Source organism: Amycolatopsis heterodermiae (assembly GCF_034929455.1).
GTDB classification, from domain to species: Bacteria; Actinomycetota; Actinomycetes; order Mycobacteriales; family Pseudonocardiaceae; genus Amycolatopsis; species Amycolatopsis heterodermiae.
In genome coordinates this window covers 2048835-2068248 of the sequence record NZ_JAYFSI010000001.1, presented here as the reverse complement: position 1 = coordinate 2068248, position 19414 = coordinate 2048835, and the positions used below count along the sequence as shown (strand labels likewise).

Sequence of the window (19414 nt, the reverse complement as noted above, 5' to 3'; positions counted from 1 at the left end):
GCGCGCGTGGGTACGGTGGCTGCCATGACCTTGGAAAAGCCCCAAATCGACCGCCCGGACGGCACCCCGCCGGCCGACCTCGAAATCACCGACATCACGGTCGGTGACGGTGCGGAGGCCACGCCCGGCAAGTCCGTCACCGTGCACTACGTCGGTGTCTCGCACTCGACCGGCGAGGAGTTCGACGCCTCCTGGAACCGCGGCGAGCCGCTGCGCTTCGGCCTCGGCGCCGGCCAGGTCATCTCCGGCTGGGACCAGGGTGTCGCCGGGATGAAGATCGGCGGACGGCGCAAGCTCGTCATCCCGCCGCACCTGGCCTACGGCGAGCGCGGCGCGGGCGGCGTCATCAAGCCCGGCGAGACCCTCATCTTCGTCGTCGACCTGGTCGGCGTGAACTGACTTCCCCGGCGGTGGCGGGACTTCCCGCCACCGCCGCACCGGGTTTCGCTACCCTCGCCCCCATCGCCGGCCGGAAGCCGGCCCAACCAGGGGGTTGAGAATGCGCATCCGCGCTCTGCTTTCCGCGAGTCTTTTCGCGCTCGCCGCGGCGGTCGTCACCGCCGCTCCGGCTTCGGCCGTGGCCAACGGCGCCGACGTCCCGCAGGGGACGTTCAAGTTCGCCGCGAAGCTGACCATGACGGACATCCCGCGCACCGACGGCACGAAGTACAACAGCGCGTGCTCGGGTTCGCTGATCGCCAAGAAGTGGATCATCACCGCCGGCCACTGCTTCCACGACGCGGCCCGCAACCCGGTCTCCGGCCCGGTTCCCTACGCGACGTCCGTGCTGCTGGGCACGACGACCGTGGACAAGCCGGGGGTCACCCGCAACGTCGTCACGGTGTACCAGTCACCGAGCAACGACATCGCGATCGCCGAGCTCGACAAGCCGGTCTTCGGCATCGAGCCGCTGTCGGTCGCCCGCAAGGCGCCGGTCGTGGGCCAGAAGGTCGTGCTCGCCGGCTGGGGCAGCCTGACGTCGGTCGACCCGACGCCGGGCACGAAGCTGCAGCAGGGCTTGATGAAGGTCGCGTCGGTCGACCCGCTGTACACCGGCGTGCAGGGCTTCGCCCCGACGTCGACGACGAGCGCGTGCACCTACGACTCGGGCGCCCCGTACTTCGTGCCGACGGGCAAGGGCGGCGGCCGCCTGGTCTCCATCGAGAGCGACGGCCCGGACTGCCCCCACGACCAGGCCGAGACGACGGCGCGTGCCGACGTCGTCGCGGACTGGATCGCTTCTCACATCGGCTGATTCCCGGCAAAACGGCCCCCGGCACCGCGCCGGGGGCCGTTTTGTTACTCCAAGCAGCGCCTATCCGACCCCGCGGGCGTCGCTACGCTCGAAGGTGATCACCGGCGCGAGCCGCCGGTGCGTGACAAGGGGGATCCACCGATGCGCGTTCGCGCTGTGCTTTCCGCTGCCCTTCTGACCCTCGCCGCCGGCCTCGCCACCGCGGGACCGGCGTCGGCCGTGGCCAACGGTTCCGACGTCCCGGCGGGCCAGTTCCAGTTCGCCGCGAAGCTCACGATGACGAACATCCCGAAGCCCGACGGCTCCCGGTACAACAGCGCCTGCTCGGGCGCGCTGATCGCGCCCGGCTGGATCATCACCGCCGGGCACTGCTTCCACGACGCCAACCGCAACCGCGTCTCCGGCCCGGTGCCGTACCCGACGTCGGTGCTGCTCGGCACGGTCGACCAGAGCACGCCCGGCGTGACGCGCAACGTGGTGACCGTCTACCAGGCCGCCGCGAACGACATCGCGATCGCCACCCTCGACGCCGACGTCACCGGCATCACGCCGCTGACGGTCAACCGGGTGACGCCGTCGGTCGGCCAGCTGCTGACGCTCGCCGGCTGGGGCAGCCTCACGGCCACCAACCCGACGCCGTCTACGAAGCTGCAGCAGGGCACGGTGAAGGTCGGCCAGGTGACGGCGGCCAACCTGGGCGTGCAGGGTGTCGCGCCGACGTCGACGACGAGCGCCTGCGTGTACGACTCGGGTGCGCCGTACTTCGTCGCGGCCGGCTCCGGCGGCCAGCTGGTCTCGGTGGAGTCGACCGGCCCGGACTGCCCCCACAACCAGCTCGAGACGACCTCGCGCGCGGACGTCGTCGCGGATTGGATCGCTTCGCACACGGGCTGACCTCCTTCCGGGCGTCACCCGGTGGTCCACCGGGTGACGCCCGGCCAGGGAATTCCCCTCAGCGGGGCGCCGGCAATAACCTCGAACGTCGATCATCAAGTCGACGAAGGGGAAGAATGCGCCTGCGCGCCCTGCTAGCCGCTGTTGTCCTGACCACCACCGCCGCCCCTGCCGCCTTGGCCGCGCCAGGGATCGCCAATGGCACGGACGTCCCCCCGGGGCAGTTCGGGTTCGTCGCGAAGCTCGCGATGACGAAGATCCCCCGCCCGGACGGTTCGACGTACAGCAGCTTCTGCACGGGCGCGCTGGTCGCCCCTGGCTGGCTCCTGACCACAGGCCACTGCTTCCACGACGCGAACCGCAACCGCGTCTCAGGCAAGGTCCCCTACCCCACCACAGCAACCCTCGGGCTAACGGACGAGGCAACGGAGTCAGGCGTAGCCCGCAAGGTAACCGAGGTGATCCAGGCCAAGGAGAACGACGTAGCCCTAGCCCACCTGGACACCCCGGTAAGCACGGTAAAAGCCCTACAACTGAACCGAGCGCTCCCGAAGGTAGGCGACCAGCTAACCCTGGCGGGCTGGGGCAGCCTGACCAGCACAAACCCCAAACCAGCAACCCGAATGCAGCAAGGCACGGTGGCGGTAGCGAACGTAGCGCCCACCACGCTCGGAGTCCGCGGCACAGCCCCCGCAATCACCACAAGCGCCTGCACATACGACTCAGGAGCCCCGTACTTCACAGAAGCAGGCCTAGTAGCCCTGGAGGCAACCGGCCCAGGCTGCCCGCACGCAGGCATAGAAACCACGTCCCGGACAGACGTCCTAGCAGACTGGATCACCAAGACAACGGCCTAAATACACCCCGACCTAAGCCGTAAGCGAACACCACGCAGAGCCAAACGGGTGATATTCACCACCCCCCAACCCCCCTGAACCACGCTGGAACCGCCACCAGAGGCACCGTGGGGGGTCCGGGGGGCTCGGCCCCCCGGGAGGAATAAGGACAACGGGAAGAGGCCCCGACGCGCTAGCGTCGGGGCCTCTGAACAGCGTGGGCGAGGAGGGAGTTGAACCCTCACGTCCTTTCGGACACACGGACCTGAACCGTGCGCGTCTGCCATTCCGCCACTCGCCCGAGTACTTCCTTGCGGCAGCGAGGAGAACACTAGCAGGTCGTTCGCACGGGTTTCACCGGGGGCCGTGTCGAGGCTCGCTCTCCCGGATAGGATCGGTGCGGAAGCACACGTGTGAGGAGGTTTTCCCCGGTGGGCCGCGCTGAAAAGTTCGACAGGCGACTCGAGAACCTGGTGGGGAACACTTTCGCGCGCATGTTCGGTGGCAACGTCGTCACGCAGGAAGTGGCGATCGCGCTCGAGCGGGAGAGTGAGGAGAACGTTCGTGAGCTGGCAGGCGGTCGGCAGCTCGCCCCGAATCACTACATCGTGTCCTTGGGGACGGCTGACCACGAGCGCATGGCCGGTGACGAGCAACGCGTCACCCAGGTGCTGGCCAAGGCAGTGGCGGAACACCTCGCCGCCGAGGGCCTGGACACCTATGGTGACGTCGTCGTATCACTCGAGCGCAACGAGGCGCTGCATACTGGACAGTTCAAGACCCGTTCGTCCGTCGATCCCGACGCCCGCCCCGCAGGCGCCGGTTCACCACGGTCGGCACGACCCAGCAACGCAGGAGACCCAGCAATGAGCCAGCCCCCCGGCTACGGCCAATACGACCAGGGTGACCCGTACGGCCAGCAGGGCCAATACGGCTACGGACAGCAGGGTGGCCAGCAGCCCGGGTACGACCAGGGTTATGGCCAGCAGCAGGGCGGCTACGACCAGTACGGCCAGCCGCAGCAGGGTGGGGCCTACGACCAGGGTTACGCCCAGCAGCAGGGCGGTTACGACCAGGGTTACGCCCAGCAGCCCCAGCAGGGTGGTTACGACCAAGGTGGCTACGCCCAGCCCCAGGGCGGTGGCTACGACCAGGGCGGGTACGCCCAGCCCCAGCAGGGTGGCTACGAGCAGGGCGGCTACCAGCAGGGTGGCTACGACCAGTACGGCGGCCAGCAGCAGGCGCCCGGGTACGACCAGTACGGCGGGCAGCAGCAGGGCGGTTACGACCAGTACGGCCAGCAGCAGGCGTACGGCCAGCCGGCCGGCGACCCGTACGCGCAGCAGCAGGGCGGCTACGGCCAGCCCGCGGCCGGGCGTCAGCTCGCCGCGAGCCTGCAGCTGGACGACGGCTCGAACCGGACGTACTCCCTGAAGCAGGGTGGCAACGTCGTGGGCCGCGGCCAGGACGCCGACTTCCGGCTGCCCGACACCGGCGTCTCGCGCCGGCACCTGGAGATCACCTGGGACGGGCAGAGCGCGACGCTCGCCGACATCGGGTCGACGAACGGCACGACCGTGAACGGCACTCCGGTGCAGACCTGGCAGCTCGCGGACGGTGACGTCATCCGGGTGGGGCATTCGTCCCTGGTGTTCCGTACACAGGGCTGACTCCGGGCGCGAAATACTGTTCCCGCAGAATTGACGTGCGGGGGGACCGCGGCGTACCCGCGTCGCGGCTGCACGGAAGAGTCGGGAGCGGACACACCAAGTGCCAGAGCTGGTCGTACAACTCACCAGGGTGGGCTTCCTCGTGCTGCTCTGGCTCTTCGTGTTCGCCGCGCTCAGAGTCGTCCGCTCGGACCTCTACGCGGCGTCCGGCATGCGTGTCCAGGTGCCGACCTTCGGCCGCAAGAAGGAGAAGAAGCCGCGCGGCGGGAAGTCTCCGCAGCAGCTGCTGGTGACCCACGGCGCGCTCGCCGGGACCCGCATCGCGCTGGACGGCAGGCCGATCCTGATCGGCCGCGCCGACGACTCGACACTGGTGCTCGACGACGACTACGCGTCGACCCGGCACGCACGGATCGCCCAGCGCGGTGAGGACTGGTACGTGGAAGATCTGGGCTCGACGAACGGGACCTATCTCGACCGGGCTAAGGTCACTGCACCCCTCCGGGTCCCGCTCGGAGTCCCCATCCGGATCGGCAAGACGGTGATCGAGCTTCGCCCATGACTCTCGTCCTCCGCTATGCAGCCCGCAGCGACCGGGGCCTGGTGCGTTCGAGCAACCAGGACTCCGTGTACGCCGGCCCTCGCCTGCTCGCGCTCGCCGACGGCATGGGTGGGCATGCGGCGGGCGAAGTGGCCAGCAAGGTCGTCATCGCCTCCCTCGCCCCGCTCGACGACGACGAGCCGGGTGACGACCTCCTCGCCCAGCTGCGCGAGGCGGTGGCGAACGGCAACGCCGCGATCGCCGAGCTCGTGTCGCAGGACCCCGACCTCGACGGGATGGGCACCACGCTCACCGCCGTCCTGTTCGCCGGGACCCGGCTGGGCTTGGTGCACGTCGGCGACTCCCGCGCCTACCTGTTGCGGAGCGGTCAGTTCGCGCAGATCACGCGCGACGACAGCTTCGTCAACGAACTGCTCGAACAGGGCCGGATCACGCCCGAGGAAGCGGCGGTGCACCCCCAGCGGTCGCTGTTGCTGAAGGCGCTGACCGGGCACGAGGTCGAGCCGAGCCTCACCGTGCGCGAAGCGCGTCCCGGTGACCGGTACCTGATCTGCTCGGACGGCCTGTCCGGGATGGTCAGCGACGAGACGCTCGCGGAGGCCGTGCAGATCAAGGACCCGCAGCAGTGCGCGGACCGGATGATCGAGCTGGCCCTCAAGGGCGGCGGCACCGACAACGTCACGGTGATCATCGCCGACGTCGTCGACGTCGACTTCGGTGAGGACGCGCCCATCGTGGGCGGCGCCGCCGGGGACGGCAGCGACGAGCGGCACCAGGGCGACTCGCCCGCGGCGCGGGCCAGGGCGCTGACCCAGCCCCCGCCGCAGCCGCGTCCGGAGCTGCCGCAGCCCACCGTGGACCCGAAGGCCAAGCGCCGGAAGCGGTTCCGCTGGCTGGCCGGCGCGCTGGTGGTGCTCGTGGTGCTCGCCGCGGCCGCCATCGCCACCCGCTACTTCGTGCTGAGTCAGTACTATGTCGGCGAAGGTGCGGACCAGGAGGTCGTGATCTACCGCGGCGTCCCCGGCAGCATCCTCGGCATCGACCTGCACACCTACGAGCAGGGCTCGTGCCCGCCCAACCAGGTGTGCACGGACAAGCTGCGCGTCAACCAGCTCCAGGAGGACGCGCGGCTGGCGGTGCAGAACGGCGTCAAGAAGGACAGCCTCGACGACGCCCGGAAGTACATCGACGACTTCCTGCAGCTGCACAAGCGCTTGAACAACTGCGCGCCGGCGGGGACCCAGCCGTCCTCGACGCCGACGCCTTCGGTCACGCCGACGACGACTCCGTCGGCACCGGCCGGATCCACTGCTCCGTCGTCGGCGAACCAGCCTGCGGGGAGGGACTGCTCGACGCCGAGTTCGACGGCACCGACGACGGGAGGCGGTAACTGATGGGCCAGCCTGCCGCGAACACCGCCGAGCCGCTCGCGGCGCAGTTCCAGACGAACCCGCCGCGCGACGTCCCGACCCGGCGCAACACCGAACTGGTGCTGCTGGGGTTCGCGGCCTTCATCGTGACCATCGCGTTGGTCCTGGTGGAGGCGAACCAGGAGCAGGAACTCACCGCGTCGATCCTCTGGCTCGGGCTCGCCTACCTGGGCGTGCTGACCGGGGCGCACCTCGCGGTGCGCAAGTGGGCGCCGTACGCGGACCCGGTGCTGCTCCCCTGCGTCGCGCTGCTCAACGGCATCGGCCTGGTCATGATCCACCGGATCGACCTGGCCCAGGCCGAGAAGGCGCTGCAGAACGGCAAGGACTTCTCGCCGGACGTCACCAAGCAGGTGTTGTTCACCGTCGTGTCGCTGGCGCTGTTCATCGTGGTGCTGGTCGTCGTCAACGACCACCGCACGCTGACCCGCTACGGCTACACCGCCGGCCTGATCGGCATCGTCGCGCTGGCGCTGCCCGCGCTGCTGCCGTCGAGCCTGTCCGAGGTCAACGGCGCCAAGGTGTGGCTGAAGCTGCCGTTCTTCTCGATCCAGCCGGGCGAGTTCGCGAAGATCCTGCTGATGATCTTCTTCGCCTCGTTCCTGGTGTCGAAGCGCGACCTGTTCATGGTGGCGGGCAAGAAGTTCCTCGGCGTCGAGCTGCCGCGGGCCCGTGACCTCGGCCCGATCCTGATCGCCGCCGTCGTCTGCATCGGCGTCCTGGTCTTCGAGAAGGACCTCGGCACGTCGCTGCTGTTCTTCAGCGTCATCCTGGTGATGCTCTACGTGGCGACCGAGCGGGCCATCTGGGTCGTGCTCGGGCTGAGCTTCTTCGTCGTGGGCTGCGTGATCGCCTACAACCTCTTCGGGCACGTCCAGCAGCGCGTCGCCAACTGGCTCGACCCGCTCGCGACGTACGACGAGCCGGGCGGCGGCTACCAGCTCGCCCAGGGCCTGTTCGGGCTCGGCACCGGCGGCGTCGGCGGCACCGGCCTCGGCGCGGGCCGGCCGGACATGGTGCCCGAGGCGGCCACCGACTTCATCACCGCGTCGATCGGCGAAGAGCTCGGCTTCATCGGGCTGGCCGCGGTCCTGATGCTGTACTTGATGGTGGCGATGCGCGGCATGCGGAGCGCGCTCGCCGTGCGCGACACGTTCGGCAAGCTGCTCGGCGGCGGGCTGGCGTTCACCATGGTCATGCAGATCTTCGTCGTCGTCGGCGGGGTCACGAAACTCATCCCGGAGACCGGTATCACCGCCCCGTTCCTGTCGAAGGGTGGTTCGTCGCTGCTGGCGAACTACATCCTGGTCGCCCTGCTGCTCCGGATCTCCGACGCCGCCCGCAGGCCCGGCACCCGCTCGAAGCCCCAGCAGCCGCAGGCGCCGATCGCCGAGGCGCACACCGTGCTCGTGCAGCGCCCGCCGTCGGCGAACGGAGGCGCTCAGGCATGAACACCCCGCTCCGCAAGGTCGGCATGGCGATGCTCGTGATGGTCGTCCTGCTGCTGGCCAACGCCACCTACATCCAGGTGGTGAAGGCCGACGACTACCGCACCGATTCCCGCAACGCCCGAGTGCTCTACGACGAGTTCGCGCGCCGCCGCGGCCAGATCGTGTCGCAGGCGAACGGTGAGGTGCTGGCGAAGGTCGACTCGTCGAACGACAAGTACAAGTACATCCGCTCGTACGTCGACGGCCCGATGTACGCGCCGGTCACCGGCTACTACTCGATCAACTACGGCTCCGGCGGCCTCGAGCGCGCCGAGGACGACGTGCTGAACGGCTCGGACCCGCGGCTGTTCGTCCGGCGGCTGTCGGACATGGTCACCGGCCGCGACCCGAGTGGTGGCAACGTCCGGCTGACCATCGACCCGGCCGTCCAGAAGGCCGCCTACGACCTGATGACGCAGCGGAACTACACCGGCGCCGTCGTCGCGCTGGAGCCCAGCACCGGCCGGATCCTGGCGATGGTCTCGACGCCGTCGTACGACCCGAACCTGCTCGCGTCCCACACGTCGAAGACGCAGATCGACGCCTGGAACGCGAACATCAAGAACGACAAGAACCCCATGCTGAACCGGGCGATCTCGGAGACCTACCCGCCGGGGTCGACGTTCAAGCTGGTCACCGCCGCGGCCGCGCTCGAGGACGGCAAGGGCCCGGACACCCCGGTCAACCCGGCGCCGAACACGAAGCTGCCCGGCACGAGCATCACCCTGGAGAACTACGCCGGCGAAGCCTGCCCGGGCGCCACGTTCAAGGACGCGCTCGCGCACTCCTGCAACGTGCCGTTCGCGGAGTTCGCCGGTCAGCTCGGTGCCGACAAGATGAAGAAGACCGCGAGCAACTACGGCATCGGGCAGACGGACCTGACCGTGCCGATGAAGGTCGCGCCGTCCACCGTCGGACCGCTGGACTCCCAGGGCGCGCTGTACCAGAGTGGCATCGGCCAGCGCGACGTGCGGCTCACCCCGCTGCAGGACTGCCTGCTCGCCGCGACCGTGGCCAACAACGGGATGGCGATGAAACCGCAGCTGGTCCAGTCGGTCCTGGCACCTGACCTGTCCACCATCGAGGACTACAGCCCCACCGAGCTCACCGGCACACCGGCGCTGTCGTCGTCGAATGCCGCGATCCTCAAGGACATGATGATCGCTTCCGAGGGCTTCACCAAGGGCGGCGGCAAGCGCCCGGACATCCAGATCGCGTCGAAGACCGGCACCGCCGAGCACGGCACGGACTCCAAGAACACCGCCCCGCACGCCTGGTACACCGCGTTCGCCCCGGCGAACGACCCGAAGATCGCGGTCGCCGTGATCGTCGAAGACGGTGGTAACCGCGGGCTCGCGGCCACCGGCGGCTCGGTCGCCGCCGAAATCGGCCGCGCGGCGATCAACGCGAAACTCGGGGGTGGATAGCGCATGCTGTCCTCCGGTCACCTGCTGGCCGAGCGCTACAAGCTGACGAGCCGGATCGCCGTCGGCGGGATGGGCGAGGTCTGGCAGGCCAGCGACACCCGGCTCGACCGGACCGTCGCGGTCAAGATCCTCAAGTCCGAGCTGTCCGGCGACGCCGAGTTCCTCCACCGCTTCCGCACGGAAGCGCGGATGACGGCGTCCCTGAACCACCCGGGCATCGCCGCGGTGCACGACTACGGCGAGACCATCTTCGACGGCGACCTGTCGATCGCGTACCTGGTGATGGAGCTCGTCGACGGCGACCCGCTGGCCGGGTTGCTCGCCAAGCACGGCCGGCTGTCGGCGGAGTTCACGCTCGACATGCTGGAGCAGGCGGGCAACGCGCTGCAGGCCGCGCACGAACAGGGTCTGGTCCACCGCGACGTCAAGCCGGGCAACATCCTGGTAACCCCGGCGGGCCAGGTGAAGATCACCGACTTCGGCGTCGCGAAGGCGGCCGACGCGGCCCCGGTCACCCGGTCCGGCATGGTCATGGGCACGGCGCACTACATCGCGCCGGAGCAGGCGCTCGGGCACCCGGCCGAGCCGGCGTCCGACGTCTACTCGCTCGCGGTGTGCGGTTACGAATGCCTCGCCGGGCACCGGCCGTTCCTGTCCGAGAACGCCGTGACCGTCGCGATGATGCACATCCGCGACATGGCGCCGCCGCTGCCGCCGGACGTCCCGCCCGCCGCCCGCGCGGTGATCGAGGCGACCCTGGTGAAGGACCCGCGCCAGCGCTACAACAGCGGCGGCGAGTTCGCGTCCGCTGTCGCCGCGGTGCGCGCCGGGCTGCCGCTGCCGGCGCCGTCCGGGCTGGTCAACGCGTCCTATTCGACCGGGCAGCAACCGATCCAGCAGCAGCCGGTCCAGCAGCAACCCGTTCAGCAACAGCCGGTGTCGCAGCAGATTCCGCAGCAGCAGCCGCCGCACATGCCGATCGGGCCGCCGTCGCCCGCGATGAACCCGATGCCCGTCATCGGGCCGCCGTCACGGCCCGCGATGGGGCCGGTCATGGTGCCGGTCACCCGCAAGAAGCCGCAGTGGGGCTGGTGGGCGCTGCTGGCGGCGATCCTGCTCGTCGTCCTGGTGGCGGGCATCGTGCTGATCGCCAAGATGATCGGCAGTTCCGGCTCGCCGCAGCACAACGGCCAGACGACGAGCCAGGTGGTCCCGGGCAGACAGCCGCCCGCGGAGGACCCGCCCGCTTCGAGTGCTTACCCGGCGGATACTCCCGGCACGACCGACGATGGCCAGCAAGGCATCATGACCACACCTTGGACGGAATGGAACGGCATCCAGAGATGAGCACACCCAGACTGCTCTCCAACCGGTACGAGCTGGGCGAAACGCTCGGGTACGGAGGCATGTCCGAGGTCCATCACGGCCAGGACGTGCGTCTCGGCCGGGAAGTCGCGATCAAGATCCTCCGAGCCGACCTCGCCAGGGACCCGCAGTTCCAGGAGCGCTTCCGCCGGGAGGCGCAGAACTCCGCCGCGCTGAACCACCCGGCGATCGTCGCGGTGTACGACACCGGCGAGGCGAACACCGAGTTCGGGCAGCTGCCGTACATCGTCATGGAGTTCGTCGAAGGCCGGACGCTGCGCGACATCGTCAAGACCGAGGGACCGATGTCCCAGAAGCGGGCGATGGAGGTCATGGCCGACGTCTGCGCGGCCCTCGACTTCTCCCACCGCCACGGCATCGTGCACCGCGACGTCAAGCCGGCCAACGTGATGATCACGAAGAACGGCGCGGTCAAGGTGATGGACTTCGGCATCGCGCGCGCGATGCACGACGGCCAGTCCGCCATGACCCAGACCGCCGCGGTGATCGGCACGGCGCAGTACCTGTCGCCGGAGCAGGCCCGTGGTGAGTCGGTCGACGCCCGTTCCGACGTCTACGCCGCCGGTTGCGTGCTGTACGAACTGATCACCGGCGAGCCGCCGTTCACCGGTGACTCCCCCGTGGCGGTGGCCTACCAGCACGTCCGGGAGGACCCGAACCCGCCGTCGTCGGTCAACCCGGCGGTCGCGCCCGAACTCGACGCCGTCGTGCTGAAGGCGCTGGCGAAGGGCCCGGCGAACCGGTACCAGTCGGCCGCCGAGATGCGCTCGGACCTGGTGCGCACACTGTCGGGCCAGCGCCCGGCCGCGCCGATGGTGATGTCCGAGGACGAGCGCACGCAGGTGATGAACTCCGACCGGCGGCAGCCGCAGCGTTACGAGGAGTACACCGAGCCGGAGGACGAGGACCCGAAGGCCAAGCGTCGCCGCCGGACGATCCTGGCGGTGCTGGCGGCGGTGTTCGTGCTGGGCGCGGTGCTGCTGATCATGTGGCTGTCGGGTTCGTTCAAGAGCAGCACCACCACGGCCGCGATCCCCGACGTGGTGCACCAGACGGTGCCGCAGGCGCGCGAAACCCTGACCGGCGCCGGTTTCACCTCGATCGAGACCAAGAACGTCACCTGCGGGGTGCAGCCGACCGACGGCGGCCCGCAGTGCGAACAGGGCGACGTCAACCGGGTCGTCAAGATCGACCCCGGGGCCGGGACGACCGTCAGCACCAGCACGAAGATCGCGCTGTACGTGGGTGTCGCGCCGGGCAAGGCTCGCGTGCCGGAGCTCAAGGGCAAGACGAGCGACCAGGCGCGACAGGCGCTGACCGACGCGAAGCTGACTCTGGACACGAACCCGCCCGCGGAGGTCGAGGTCGACGACCCGAACCAGGCCGGCGTGGTGCAGTCGCAGACCCCGACCGCGGATTCCGAGGTCGACGAGGGCACCGTGGTGAAGATCACCGTCGGGAAGTCCAAGGAACTGAAGCAGGTCCAGGACTTCACGGGCAAGCCGTACTCGCAGGCCGACTCGGCCCTGCGTGCCCTCGGCCTCAAGACGAAGAAGGTCGAGCAGGCTTCGGACACGGTCCCGAAGGACACCGTCATCACCCAGAACCCGAACGGTGGTTCGGTGGTGGCGGGCACCACGATCACCCTCACGGTTTCGACCGGTCCGGAGCAGACCGACACCCAGATCGAGATGCCGAACCTGTCCGGGATGACGGTCGACGAGGCCCAGTCGAAGCTGCAGAGCATGGGCTGGACCCAGAACCTCAAGCAGCAGTCCGACCGGACCAGCAGCAAGCCGGAAGGCACGATCACCCAGCAGAGCGTGAAGCCCGGCGTCAAGATCGACAAGGACCAGCCGGTGACCGTGGCGGTCTCGGAGGGCAACGGCTTCCCGACGGGGTTCCCGACGACCACCCCCGGTTCGCCCTGACCGACGCGTGAAGAAGGCCCGCACGGTTCCCACCGTGCGGGCCTTCTTTCGTTTCAGGCTTTGTCGAGAAACCCTTGGACGGCGCCGAGAACCTGCTCGGCGTCACTGCCGGCGCCGCAGTCGATCTCGAGTTCTTCGGCCGCGCCCGAGCGCTTGATCTTCAGGGACACGCGGGCCTGGCAGCCACGCAACCAGGCGAACAGGGAGCGGCAGAAGACGACGGCGGAGGTGCTCGTGACGCCGACGACAACGGCGTCGAAGAGCTGAACCCGGCCGCGAAGCTCGTCTTCACCTCGCAACCAGGCGGCGAGGTCTCGAAGCTCGCCATCGGAGTTTGGCACGGTGATCGCTACGATCCCAGCCGTCACCCGGTCTCCCTTCGCCCAGAACCGGAGAGAACCCGAACCTTAGTCGTGTTCGACGACCCCCGGGAAGCCTGGCCCGGGAATTGAAGATTGCAACTTGCACTCAGGAACGGCGCTGCACGAGCCGCGAGACGACGAGGAAACTCGCGGCGAGCACCACCACCGACGTGACCACCGCCAGCACCAGCGGTCCACCGACCGGTTCCTCGTCGGTCAGGGCGTGCAGCAGGGGGTGGACCAGCGGAATCTTCGCCAGCAGCACGACGACCAGGGTGATCACGGCGGCGAGCACCGTCCAGCCGATCCGGTGCACCAGCAGCCGCGAGCACGGCAGGGCGATCGCGATGCCCAGCAGCGCGCACGCGATGTGGGCCAGCAGCCCGACCCCGAGCGCGGCCGGCTGGATCTTGAACGACTTGAGCGCCGACCACGCCTCGGTGATCACCGTCAGGACCAGCGAGCAGCCCAGCACGGTGAGGACGGCGCCGGTGATCACGCGCCGCCACTGCCGCGCGTGGCTCAAGGTGACCAGGCGCTGCACCGGGTCTTCGATGTCGAGCAAAGCGATCGTCAGCCAGCACGACACGACCAGCAGCCCGCCGGCGCTCACCCCGAACAACGGCAGCGGCGGCGAGTGCGGGTCGGCGTAGAGGATCACGCAGAGCGCGAGGTAGGCCAGCAACGCGGGCAGGTACCGCTGCGAATGTCCCAGCAGCGCCAGGTAATACCGCGTCATCGCGAGCACGGCGCGACCTCCCGGACCGACCAGCCGTCCTTCAGCGCGCGCAGCAGCACGGCGTCGGCCGAACCGGCCTCGACGGTGAGCACGACCTGGGCTCCTTCGGCGACGGCGTGCCGGACGCCGGGCTCGTCCGCCCAGTCGGTGCCGTGCCCGCGCAGCACGATCCGCGTGGTCGGCTCGGAGTCCTCCGCGGTCAGCCGGCCGGCGGCCATCAGGTGCACGACGTCGGCGTGGTCGTGCACCACCTGCGGCCGGTGGTCGGTGAACACGACGCTCGCGCCGCGCGCCCGCGTCTCGTCGACGAGCTCGCCGAGGATCGCGTGCGTGGCGACGTCGAGCCCGGACCACGGCTCGTCGAGGATCAGCAGGTCCGGCCGCACCAGCACGGCCTGGGCGAGCCCGACCTTCTGCGCGTTGCCCTTCGACAGCGTCCGCAGCGGTGCCGTCGGGCCGCCGACCAGCGCCAGCCGCTCGAGCAGCGGGTCGATCGCCGAGAGGTCGGTGAGCCCGCGGATGCGTCCCATGTGCCGCAGGTAGGCGCGCGCGCCCATCCGCTGGCCGGCCGGGAAGCGGTCCGGCAGGTACCCGATCCGCGGGCTCCCGGTGACGGTGCCGGTGGTGGCGTGCGAGACGCCGGCCATGATCCGCAGCAGCGTCGACTTGCCGGAACCGTTGGTGCCGAGGATGCCCACGACAGTCCCGGGCTCGACGTCCAGGTCGACGTCGTGGAGGACGAAGTCCCCGCGCCCGTACCGCTTACCGACGCCCTCGAGCCGGATCACGCAACGGCGGCCTTCTGCAGCGCCTTCGTCGCCCGCTCCAGCTCGGCGACCCGCTTGGCGTCGACCGGGTGGCCGGCCGAAGCCATCCAGTTGGCCAGCATCCGGTGGCCGCCCTCGGTGAGCACGGACTCGGGGTGGAACTGGACGCCTTCCAGCGGCAGCTCGCGGTGGCGCATGCCCATCACGATGCCGGATCCGGTGCGGCCGGTGACCTCGAAGACGTCGGCCGGGATCGTCTCCGGCAGCACGGTCAAGGAGTGGTACCGGGTGGCCGTGAACTCCTCCGGCAGACCCTTCAGGACGCCGACGCCGGAGTGGCGCACCTGGCTCGTCTTGCCGTGCAGCAGCTCGGGCGCGCGGTCGACGGTCGCGCCGTAGACGACACCGAGCGCCTGGTGACCGAGGCAGACACCGAGCATCGGGGTCGACGTCTCGGCGCACTTGCGGATGACGTCCATGCTCTGGCCGGCGCGCTCGGGGGTGCCGGGGCCGGGCGAGACGAGCACGGCGTCGAACTCCGGGACGCGGTCGAGGTCCACGACGTCGTTGCGCCAGACCGTGCAGTCGGCGCCGAGCTGGGCCAGGTACTGGACCAGGTTGTAAACGAAGCTGTCGTAGTTGTCGACGACCAAGACGCGCATGGCCGCGAGCTTACCGGCTCCCACTGGCTGGACCGTACCGCAAATCACATTTTAGGTTAGGTAATCCTAACTTACGGTGGAGGGTGTGAGCCGATCCCTTCGCGTAGCCGTCGTGGGCGCTGGTCCCGCCGGCATCTACGCCGCCGACATCCTGGACAAGTCCGACGCCGAAGTGACGGTCGACCTGTTCGAACGGATGCCCGCTCCCTTTGGGCTGATCCGCTACGGCGTCGCGCCCGACCACCCGCGCATCAAGGGCATCGTGACCGCGCTGCACAAGGTGCTGGACAAGCCGAACATCCGGCTGCTGGGCAACATCGACTACGGCACCGACATCAAGCTCGAAGAGCTGCAGGAGTTCTACGACGCGGTGATCTTCTCGACGGGCGCGTCCGCCGACCGCGCGCTCGACATCCCGGGCGTCGACCTCGACGGCAGCCACGGCGCCGCTGACTTCGTCTCCTGGTACGACGGCCACCCGGACGTCCCCCGCACCTGGCCGCTCGAGGCGTCTTCGGTCGCGGTGCTGGGCGTCGGCAACGTGGCCCTGGACGTCGCGCGCATCCTCGCGAAGACGGCCGACGAGCTGCTGACCACGGACATCCCGGACAACGTCTACCAGGGCCTCAAGGCGAGCCCGGTGACGGACGTCCACGTGTTCGGCCGCCGCGGTCCGGCGCAGGCCAAGTTCACGCCGCTGGAGCTGCGCGAGCTGGACCACTCGCCGAACGTCGAGGTGATCGTCGACCCCGAGGACATCGAGTTCGACGACGGCAGCATCGCCGCGCTGCGGGCGTCGAAGCAGATCGACATGGTCGTGAAGACGTTGCAGGAGTGGGCGATCCGCGACCCGGGCACCCGCCCGCGCCGGCTGCACCTGCACTTCTTCCACTCGCCGTCGGAGGTCCTGGGCGCCGACGGCCGCGTCACCGGCCTCCGCACGGAACGCACCGAGCTGACGGGCGACGGCACTGTCCGTGGCACGGGCGAGTTCCACGACTGGGACGTCCAGGCGGTGTACCGCGCGGTGGGCTACCTGTCGTCGCACCTGCCGGAACTCCCGTTCGACCACGTCGGCGGCGTGGTCCCGAACCAGGCCGGCCGCGTGCTGGACCTGGACGAGAACCAGCTCCCGGGCGTCTACGTGACGGGCTGGATCAAGCGCGGCCCGATCGGCCTGATCGGACACACCAAGGGCGACGCGGCCGAGACGATCGCCAGCCTGCTGACCGACGCGGACACCCTGACGGCCCCGAAGTACGACTCCCCGGACGCGATCCTGGACTTCCTGGCCGCGCGCGGAATCCCGTTCACCACCTGGGAAGGCTGGGGAAAGCTGGACGCCCACGAGAAGTCACTGGGCCTCGCGGCGGGCCGCGAGCGCGTCAAGGTGGTGGAGCGCGAGGAGATGACCCGGGTCTCCCGCACCTGAGTTTCCCCAACGCCGTGGCGGCCATTCCCGGGTAGGCCGGGGTGGCCGCCACGGACCAGCTCAGCTCGCGCCGAGGTAGGCGAGCACTGCCAGCACCCGGCGGTTCGTGTCGTCCGAGGCGGTGATGGCCAGCTTGGCGAAGATGTTCGCCGTGTGCTTGCCGACCGCTCCTTCGCTGAAGTGCAGCCGGGACGCGATGGCCGCGTTCGAACAGCCTTCCGCCATCAGGCCCAGGACCTCGCGTTCGCGCGCGGTCAGGGCGGCCAGCGGGTCGGATGCGTTGCCCGCCACCAGTTTGGCGATCACTTCCGGGTCCATCACCGTGCCGCCCGCGGCCACCCGGTGGACCGCGTCGATGAACTGGTCCGCGTTGAACACGCGGTCCTTCAACAGATAACCGATCGCGCCGGTGCCGTCGGCCAGCAGCTCGCGGGCGTACAGCTGCTCGACGTGCTGGGACAGCACCAGGATCGGCAACGCCGGAAGGTCACGGCGGACCGCGAGGGCCACCTGGATGCCTTCGTCCGTGTTCGTCGGCGGCATCCGGACGTCCACAATGGACACATCCGGCCGGTGGGAACGCAGTGCCGACTCCAGTTCCGGGCCGGTGCCGACCGCGGCGACGATGTCGAAGCCGTGGGCGGTCAGCAGGTGCGTCAGGCCGTCTCGGAGGAGGTATTGGTCTTCGGCGATGACGGCGGTGGGTCGCCCACCTCGGGGGTTCCGGGTGGCGAAGCCCCCGGCCCGGGGCGAAGCCCCGGATGTATCTGGCACGGGACCTCCACCATCGCGCTCGTCGGCCCGCCGATCGGGCTGGTCAGCGTCAACCTACCGTCGAAGCCGCCCAGCCGGCGCTCGATCCCGCGCAAGCCCGAGCCGCGCGCCGGGTTCGCGCCACCCGGGCCGTCGTCGAGCACCACCAGCGTCAGCAGGCCGTCCTCGAAGGAGACCGTGATGGTCGCGCGGCGCGAGCCGTGTTTCGCCGCGTTGCCCAGCAACTCCGACACCGCGAAGTACGCGCACGCCTCCACCGGTTCTTCGACGCGCCCGGGCAGCGAGCCGGTGACCTCCGCCTTCAGCGGGCTGTCCAGCGCGATCGCACGCACCGCGTCCAGCAGCCCGCGTTCGGACAGCACCGGCGGGTGGATGCCGCGGATCAGCACCCGCAGTTCGGTCAGGGCCTCGGCCGACGCCGAGCGCAGCTCGGCCGCGAGCTTCTTCGCCGCCGCCGGATCGTGGTCCACCAAGGCTTCGACGGCGCCGAGCTTCATCCCCATCGCGACCAGCCGCGACTGGATCCCGTCGTGCAGGTCGCGCTCGATCCGCCGCAGCTCCGCGGCTTGCGCGACCGTGACGTCCGTGCGCGTCTGCTTCAGCCGTTCGACCCGGTGGGCGAGCCGGGACGCCTCGGTCGGCCCGAGCAGCAGCCGCGCGAAACGGGCCGCCTGCTTCGCCAGGAACGTCGTCGGGACGAGCCCGAGGACGAACGCGGCGAGCGCGATCGGGGTCAGCAGGAGCGCGTGCGCGGTGTCCGACGGCACGCCGAAGAACCACGGCCAGGTGACGTCCCAGGTGGCCATGATCGGCCGCCAGATCCACAGGCCGATCAGGCCGAGGAAACCGCCGAACACCAGCACGGCCGTCGGCAGCGCCAGCAACGCCGTCACCGGGGGCAGCACGACGGCGGCCAGCACGTCGCGCCAGGTCGCCCGGTCGCGCATCACCCACCGCGTCCGCGAAAGCTGCACCGGCCACCACGGCTCTTCGTAGAGCTGTTTGCCCACCTGGAAAAGCCCGTCGGGCCGCGGTGTCGGCAAGAGCGGCGGCGGCAGGTACGGCGCCGGGATCCGCACGCCCGTCCAGTTTCCGACCTCGCGGCGCAGGGTGTTCGCGATGTCCCGGCTCCACCGCACCACCGGCGCGGCCATCGGCGGAGCCACGAGCAGCAGGGCCACCGGCCACACCGCGAACGCCGTGAGCACCAGCGAAAGCGCGAAGATCCCCAGCTGGTGGCCGAGCGAGTCCAGCCGCTGGTGCATCCACCGCAGCGCGCCGATCTTCGCCACCGCGCCGGGACGGCGGCCGATCCACCAGCGCGTCCAGTGGCCGTAACCACGCAGCGCCGGCGGCCCGCCGAGCAGCGCGAATACCGGCAGCAGCAGCGTGACCAGCGGGTTCACCAGCTGCCAGCCGAACTCGCGCTGCGCCGCCGGGTCCTCCATCACCCACGTGAGCCGCCGGCTCCAGCGGATCCAGAACGCGCGCTTGTAGAGCGTGTTGCCGTCGCGGTACCAGCCGTCGCGCTCTCGTTCGGGTTCCGGCGGTTCGGGCAGGTACGGCGACTCGACCTCGACGCCGCACCAGCGCCCGGCCAGCACCCGGGCCGTCGCCGAGCGGTGCCGGGCCCACTCGATCGCGGGGCCGAGGAAGAAGACCAGTCCGAGGCACAGCAGCGCGAAGGTGAGCAGCTCGACCAGTACGTCGAGCCAGCTCAGCAAGCCGAACGCGGCGAGCGCGAACGCCCGGCCGACCGCACGCACGTAGGCCATCGGCACCTCCTTCCCCGGTGAT

General features: G+C 69.8%; 18 protein-coding genes and 1 tRNA gene. 12 read left to right on the top strand and 7 right to left on the bottom strand.

Features of this window, described 5'->3' with window-relative positions:
* Positions 1 to 24: 24 nt before the first annotated feature.
* From VA596_RS10135 to VA596_RS10120, 4 genes are all read left to right on the top strand, one after another.
* On the top strand, positions 25 to 399 hold the full coding sequence (locus tag VA596_RS10135) for an FKBP-type peptidyl-prolyl cis-trans isomerase (protein ID WP_323325365.1): 375 nt from the start codon (positions 25 to 27) through the stop codon (positions 397 to 399).
* Between the two features lie 100 nt (positions 400 to 499).
* Positions 500 to 1255 carry a S1 family peptidase gene (locus VA596_RS10130; RefSeq protein ID WP_323325363.1) on the top strand — a complete coding sequence of 252 codons (756 nt, stop codon included), beginning with the start codon at positions 500 to 502 and terminating at the stop codon, positions 1253 to 1255.
* A 141-nt stretch (positions 1256 to 1396) separates the two neighbouring features.
* Positions 1397 to 2149, top strand: a complete 753-nt coding sequence (locus VA596_RS10125; RefSeq protein ID WP_323325361.1) for a S1 family peptidase — start codon at positions 1397 to 1399, stop codon at positions 2147 to 2149.
* A gap of 116 nt (positions 2150 to 2265) precedes the next feature.
* Positions 2266 to 3006, top strand: coding sequence for a S1 family peptidase (locus VA596_RS10120; RefSeq protein ID WP_323325359.1), 741 nt, complete (start codon positions 2266 to 2268; stop codon positions 3004 to 3006).
* A 197-nt stretch (positions 3007 to 3203) separates the two neighbouring features.
* Here the strand turns inward: VA596_RS10120 and VA596_RS10115 are convergent.
* Positions 3204 to 3286, bottom strand: a tRNA-Leu gene (locus VA596_RS10115).
* A 130-nt stretch (positions 3287 to 3416) separates the two neighbouring features.
* On the opposite strand from VA596_RS10115, the gene VA596_RS10110 reads away from it, so the two are divergent.
* The 7 genes from VA596_RS10110 (at position 3417) to pknB (ending at position 12881) form a co-directional block, all read left to right on the top strand.
* Positions 3417 to 4655, top strand: coding sequence for a DUF3662 and FHA domain-containing protein (locus VA596_RS10110; protein ID WP_323325358.1), 1239 nt, complete (start codon positions 3417 to 3419; stop codon positions 4653 to 4655).
* Between the two features lie 100 nt (positions 4656 to 4755).
* On the top strand, positions 4756 to 5217 hold the full coding sequence (locus VA596_RS10105; protein WP_247059705.1) for an FHA domain-containing protein FhaB/FipA: 462 nt from the start codon (positions 4756 to 4758) through the stop codon (positions 5215 to 5217).
* The gene (locus tag VA596_RS10100) at positions 5214 to 6611 is read left to right on the top strand and encodes a PP2C family protein-serine/threonine phosphatase (protein ID WP_323325354.1); all 1398 of its coding nucleotides are present in this window, start codon (positions 5214 to 5216) and stop codon (positions 6609 to 6611) included. Before VA596_RS10105 ends, VA596_RS10100 begins: the two co-directional genes overlap by 4 nt.
* A complete protein-coding gene (locus tag VA596_RS10095) occupies positions 6611 to 8098 on the top strand; it encodes an FtsW/RodA/SpoVE family cell cycle protein (protein WP_323325351.1) in 1488 nt (495 codons plus the stop codon). Before VA596_RS10100 ends, VA596_RS10095 begins: the two co-directional genes overlap by 1 nt.
* Positions 8095 to 9564 carry a peptidoglycan D,D-transpeptidase FtsI family protein gene (locus VA596_RS10090; RefSeq protein ID WP_323325349.1) on the top strand — a complete coding sequence of 490 codons (1470 nt, stop codon included), beginning with the start codon at positions 8095 to 8097 and terminating at the stop codon, positions 9562 to 9564. Before VA596_RS10095 ends, VA596_RS10090 begins: the two co-directional genes overlap by 4 nt.
* Positions 9565 to 9567: 3 nt before the next feature.
* A complete protein-coding gene (locus tag VA596_RS10085; protein WP_323325347.1) occupies positions 9568 to 10911 on the top strand; it encodes a serine/threonine-protein kinase in 1344 nt (447 codons plus the stop codon).
* Positions 10908 to 12881, top strand: coding sequence for a Stk1 family PASTA domain-containing Ser/Thr kinase (pknB, locus tag VA596_RS10080; protein ID WP_323325345.1), 1974 nt, complete (start codon positions 10908 to 10910; stop codon positions 12879 to 12881). Before VA596_RS10085 ends, pknB begins: the two co-directional genes overlap by 4 nt.
* A 53-nt stretch (positions 12882 to 12934) precedes the next feature.
* Here the strand turns inward: pknB and VA596_RS10075 are convergent, their stop codons facing one another.
* From VA596_RS10075 to VA596_RS10060, 4 genes are all read right to left on the bottom strand, one after another.
* Positions 12935 to 13249: an effector-associated constant component EACC1 gene (locus VA596_RS10075; protein ID WP_323325343.1), complete on the bottom strand. Its 315-nt coding sequence runs from the start codon at positions 13247 to 13249 to the stop codon at positions 12935 to 12937.
* Between the two features lie 100 nt (positions 13250 to 13349).
* Positions 13350 to 13991, bottom strand: a complete 642-nt coding sequence (locus VA596_RS10070; RefSeq protein ID WP_323325341.1) for a hypothetical protein — start codon at positions 13989 to 13991, stop codon at positions 13350 to 13352.
* Positions 13979 to 14770, bottom strand: a complete 792-nt coding sequence (locus VA596_RS10065; RefSeq protein WP_323325339.1) for an ABC transporter ATP-binding protein — start codon at positions 14768 to 14770, stop codon at positions 13979 to 13981. Before VA596_RS10065 ends, VA596_RS10070 begins: the two co-directional genes overlap by 13 nt.
* Complete coding sequence (locus tag VA596_RS10060) at positions 14767 to 15411, bottom strand: aminodeoxychorismate/anthranilate synthase component II (protein WP_323325337.1); 645 nt, start codon at positions 15409 to 15411, stop codon at positions 14767 to 14769. Before VA596_RS10060 ends, VA596_RS10065 begins: the two co-directional genes overlap by 4 nt.
* A 112-nt stretch (positions 15412 to 15523) precedes the next feature.
* Between VA596_RS10060 and VA596_RS10055 the strand changes: the two genes are divergently transcribed.
* A complete protein-coding gene (locus VA596_RS10055) occupies positions 15524 to 16843 on the top strand; it encodes an FAD-dependent oxidoreductase (RefSeq protein WP_323325335.1) in 1320 nt (439 codons plus the stop codon).
* Positions 16844 to 16903: 60 nt separating this feature from the next.
* Here VA596_RS10055 and VA596_RS10050 read toward each other — a convergent pair whose 3' ends face one another.
* Positions 16904 to 17503 (bottom strand): response regulator transcription factor, encoded by a 600-nt coding sequence (locus VA596_RS10050; RefSeq protein WP_323325760.1) that lies wholly within the window; start codon positions 17501 to 17503, stop codon positions 16904 to 16906.
* Positions 17500 to 19392, bottom strand: a complete 1893-nt coding sequence (locus VA596_RS10045) for a sensor histidine kinase (protein WP_323325333.1) — start codon at positions 19390 to 19392, stop codon at positions 17500 to 17502. Before VA596_RS10045 ends, VA596_RS10050 begins: the two co-directional genes overlap by 4 nt.
* Positions 19393 to 19414: the final 22 nt, after the last annotated feature.

What these genes read in the sequence shown, in the direction of transcription:
- VA596_RS10135 (WP_323325365.1), top strand. Translation starts at nt 25, where the DNA reads ATGACCTTGGAAAAGCCCCAAATCGACCGCCCGGACGGCACCCCGCCG.
- VA596_RS10130 (WP_323325363.1), top strand. Translation starts at nt 500, where the DNA reads ATGCGCATCCGCGCTCTGCTTTCCGCGAGTCTTTTCGCGCTCGCCGCG.
- VA596_RS10125 (WP_323325361.1), top strand. Translation starts at nt 1,397, where the DNA reads ATGCGCGTTCGCGCTGTGCTTTCCGCTGCCCTTCTGACCCTCGCCGCC.
- VA596_RS10120 (WP_323325359.1), top strand. Translation starts at nt 2,266, where the DNA reads ATGCGCCTGCGCGCCCTGCTAGCCGCTGTTGTCCTGACCACCACCGCC.
- VA596_RS10100 (WP_323325354.1), top strand. Translation starts at nt 5,214, where the DNA reads ATGACTCTCGTCCTCCGCTATGCAGCCCGCAGCGACCGGGGCCTGGTG.
- VA596_RS10095 (WP_323325351.1), top strand. Translation starts at nt 6,611, where the DNA reads ATGGGCCAGCCTGCCGCGAACACCGCCGAGCCGCTCGCGGCGCAGTTC.
- VA596_RS10090 (WP_323325349.1), top strand. Translation starts at nt 8,095, where the DNA reads ATGAACACCCCGCTCCGCAAGGTCGGCATGGCGATGCTCGTGATGGTC.
- VA596_RS10085 (WP_323325347.1), top strand. Translation starts at nt 9,568, where the DNA reads ATGCTGTCCTCCGGTCACCTGCTGGCCGAGCGCTACAAGCTGACGAGC.
- pknB (WP_323325345.1), top strand. Translation starts at nt 10,908, where the DNA reads ATGAGCACACCCAGACTGCTCTCCAACCGGTACGAGCTGGGCGAAACG.
- VA596_RS10060 (WP_323325337.1), bottom strand. Translation starts at nt 15,411, where the DNA reads ATGCGCGTCTTGGTCGTCGACAACTACGACAGCTTCGTTTACAACCTG.
- VA596_RS10045 (WP_323325333.1), bottom strand. Translation starts at nt 19,392, where the DNA reads ATGGCCTACGTGCGTGCGGTCGGCCGGGCGTTCGCGCTCGCCGCGTTC.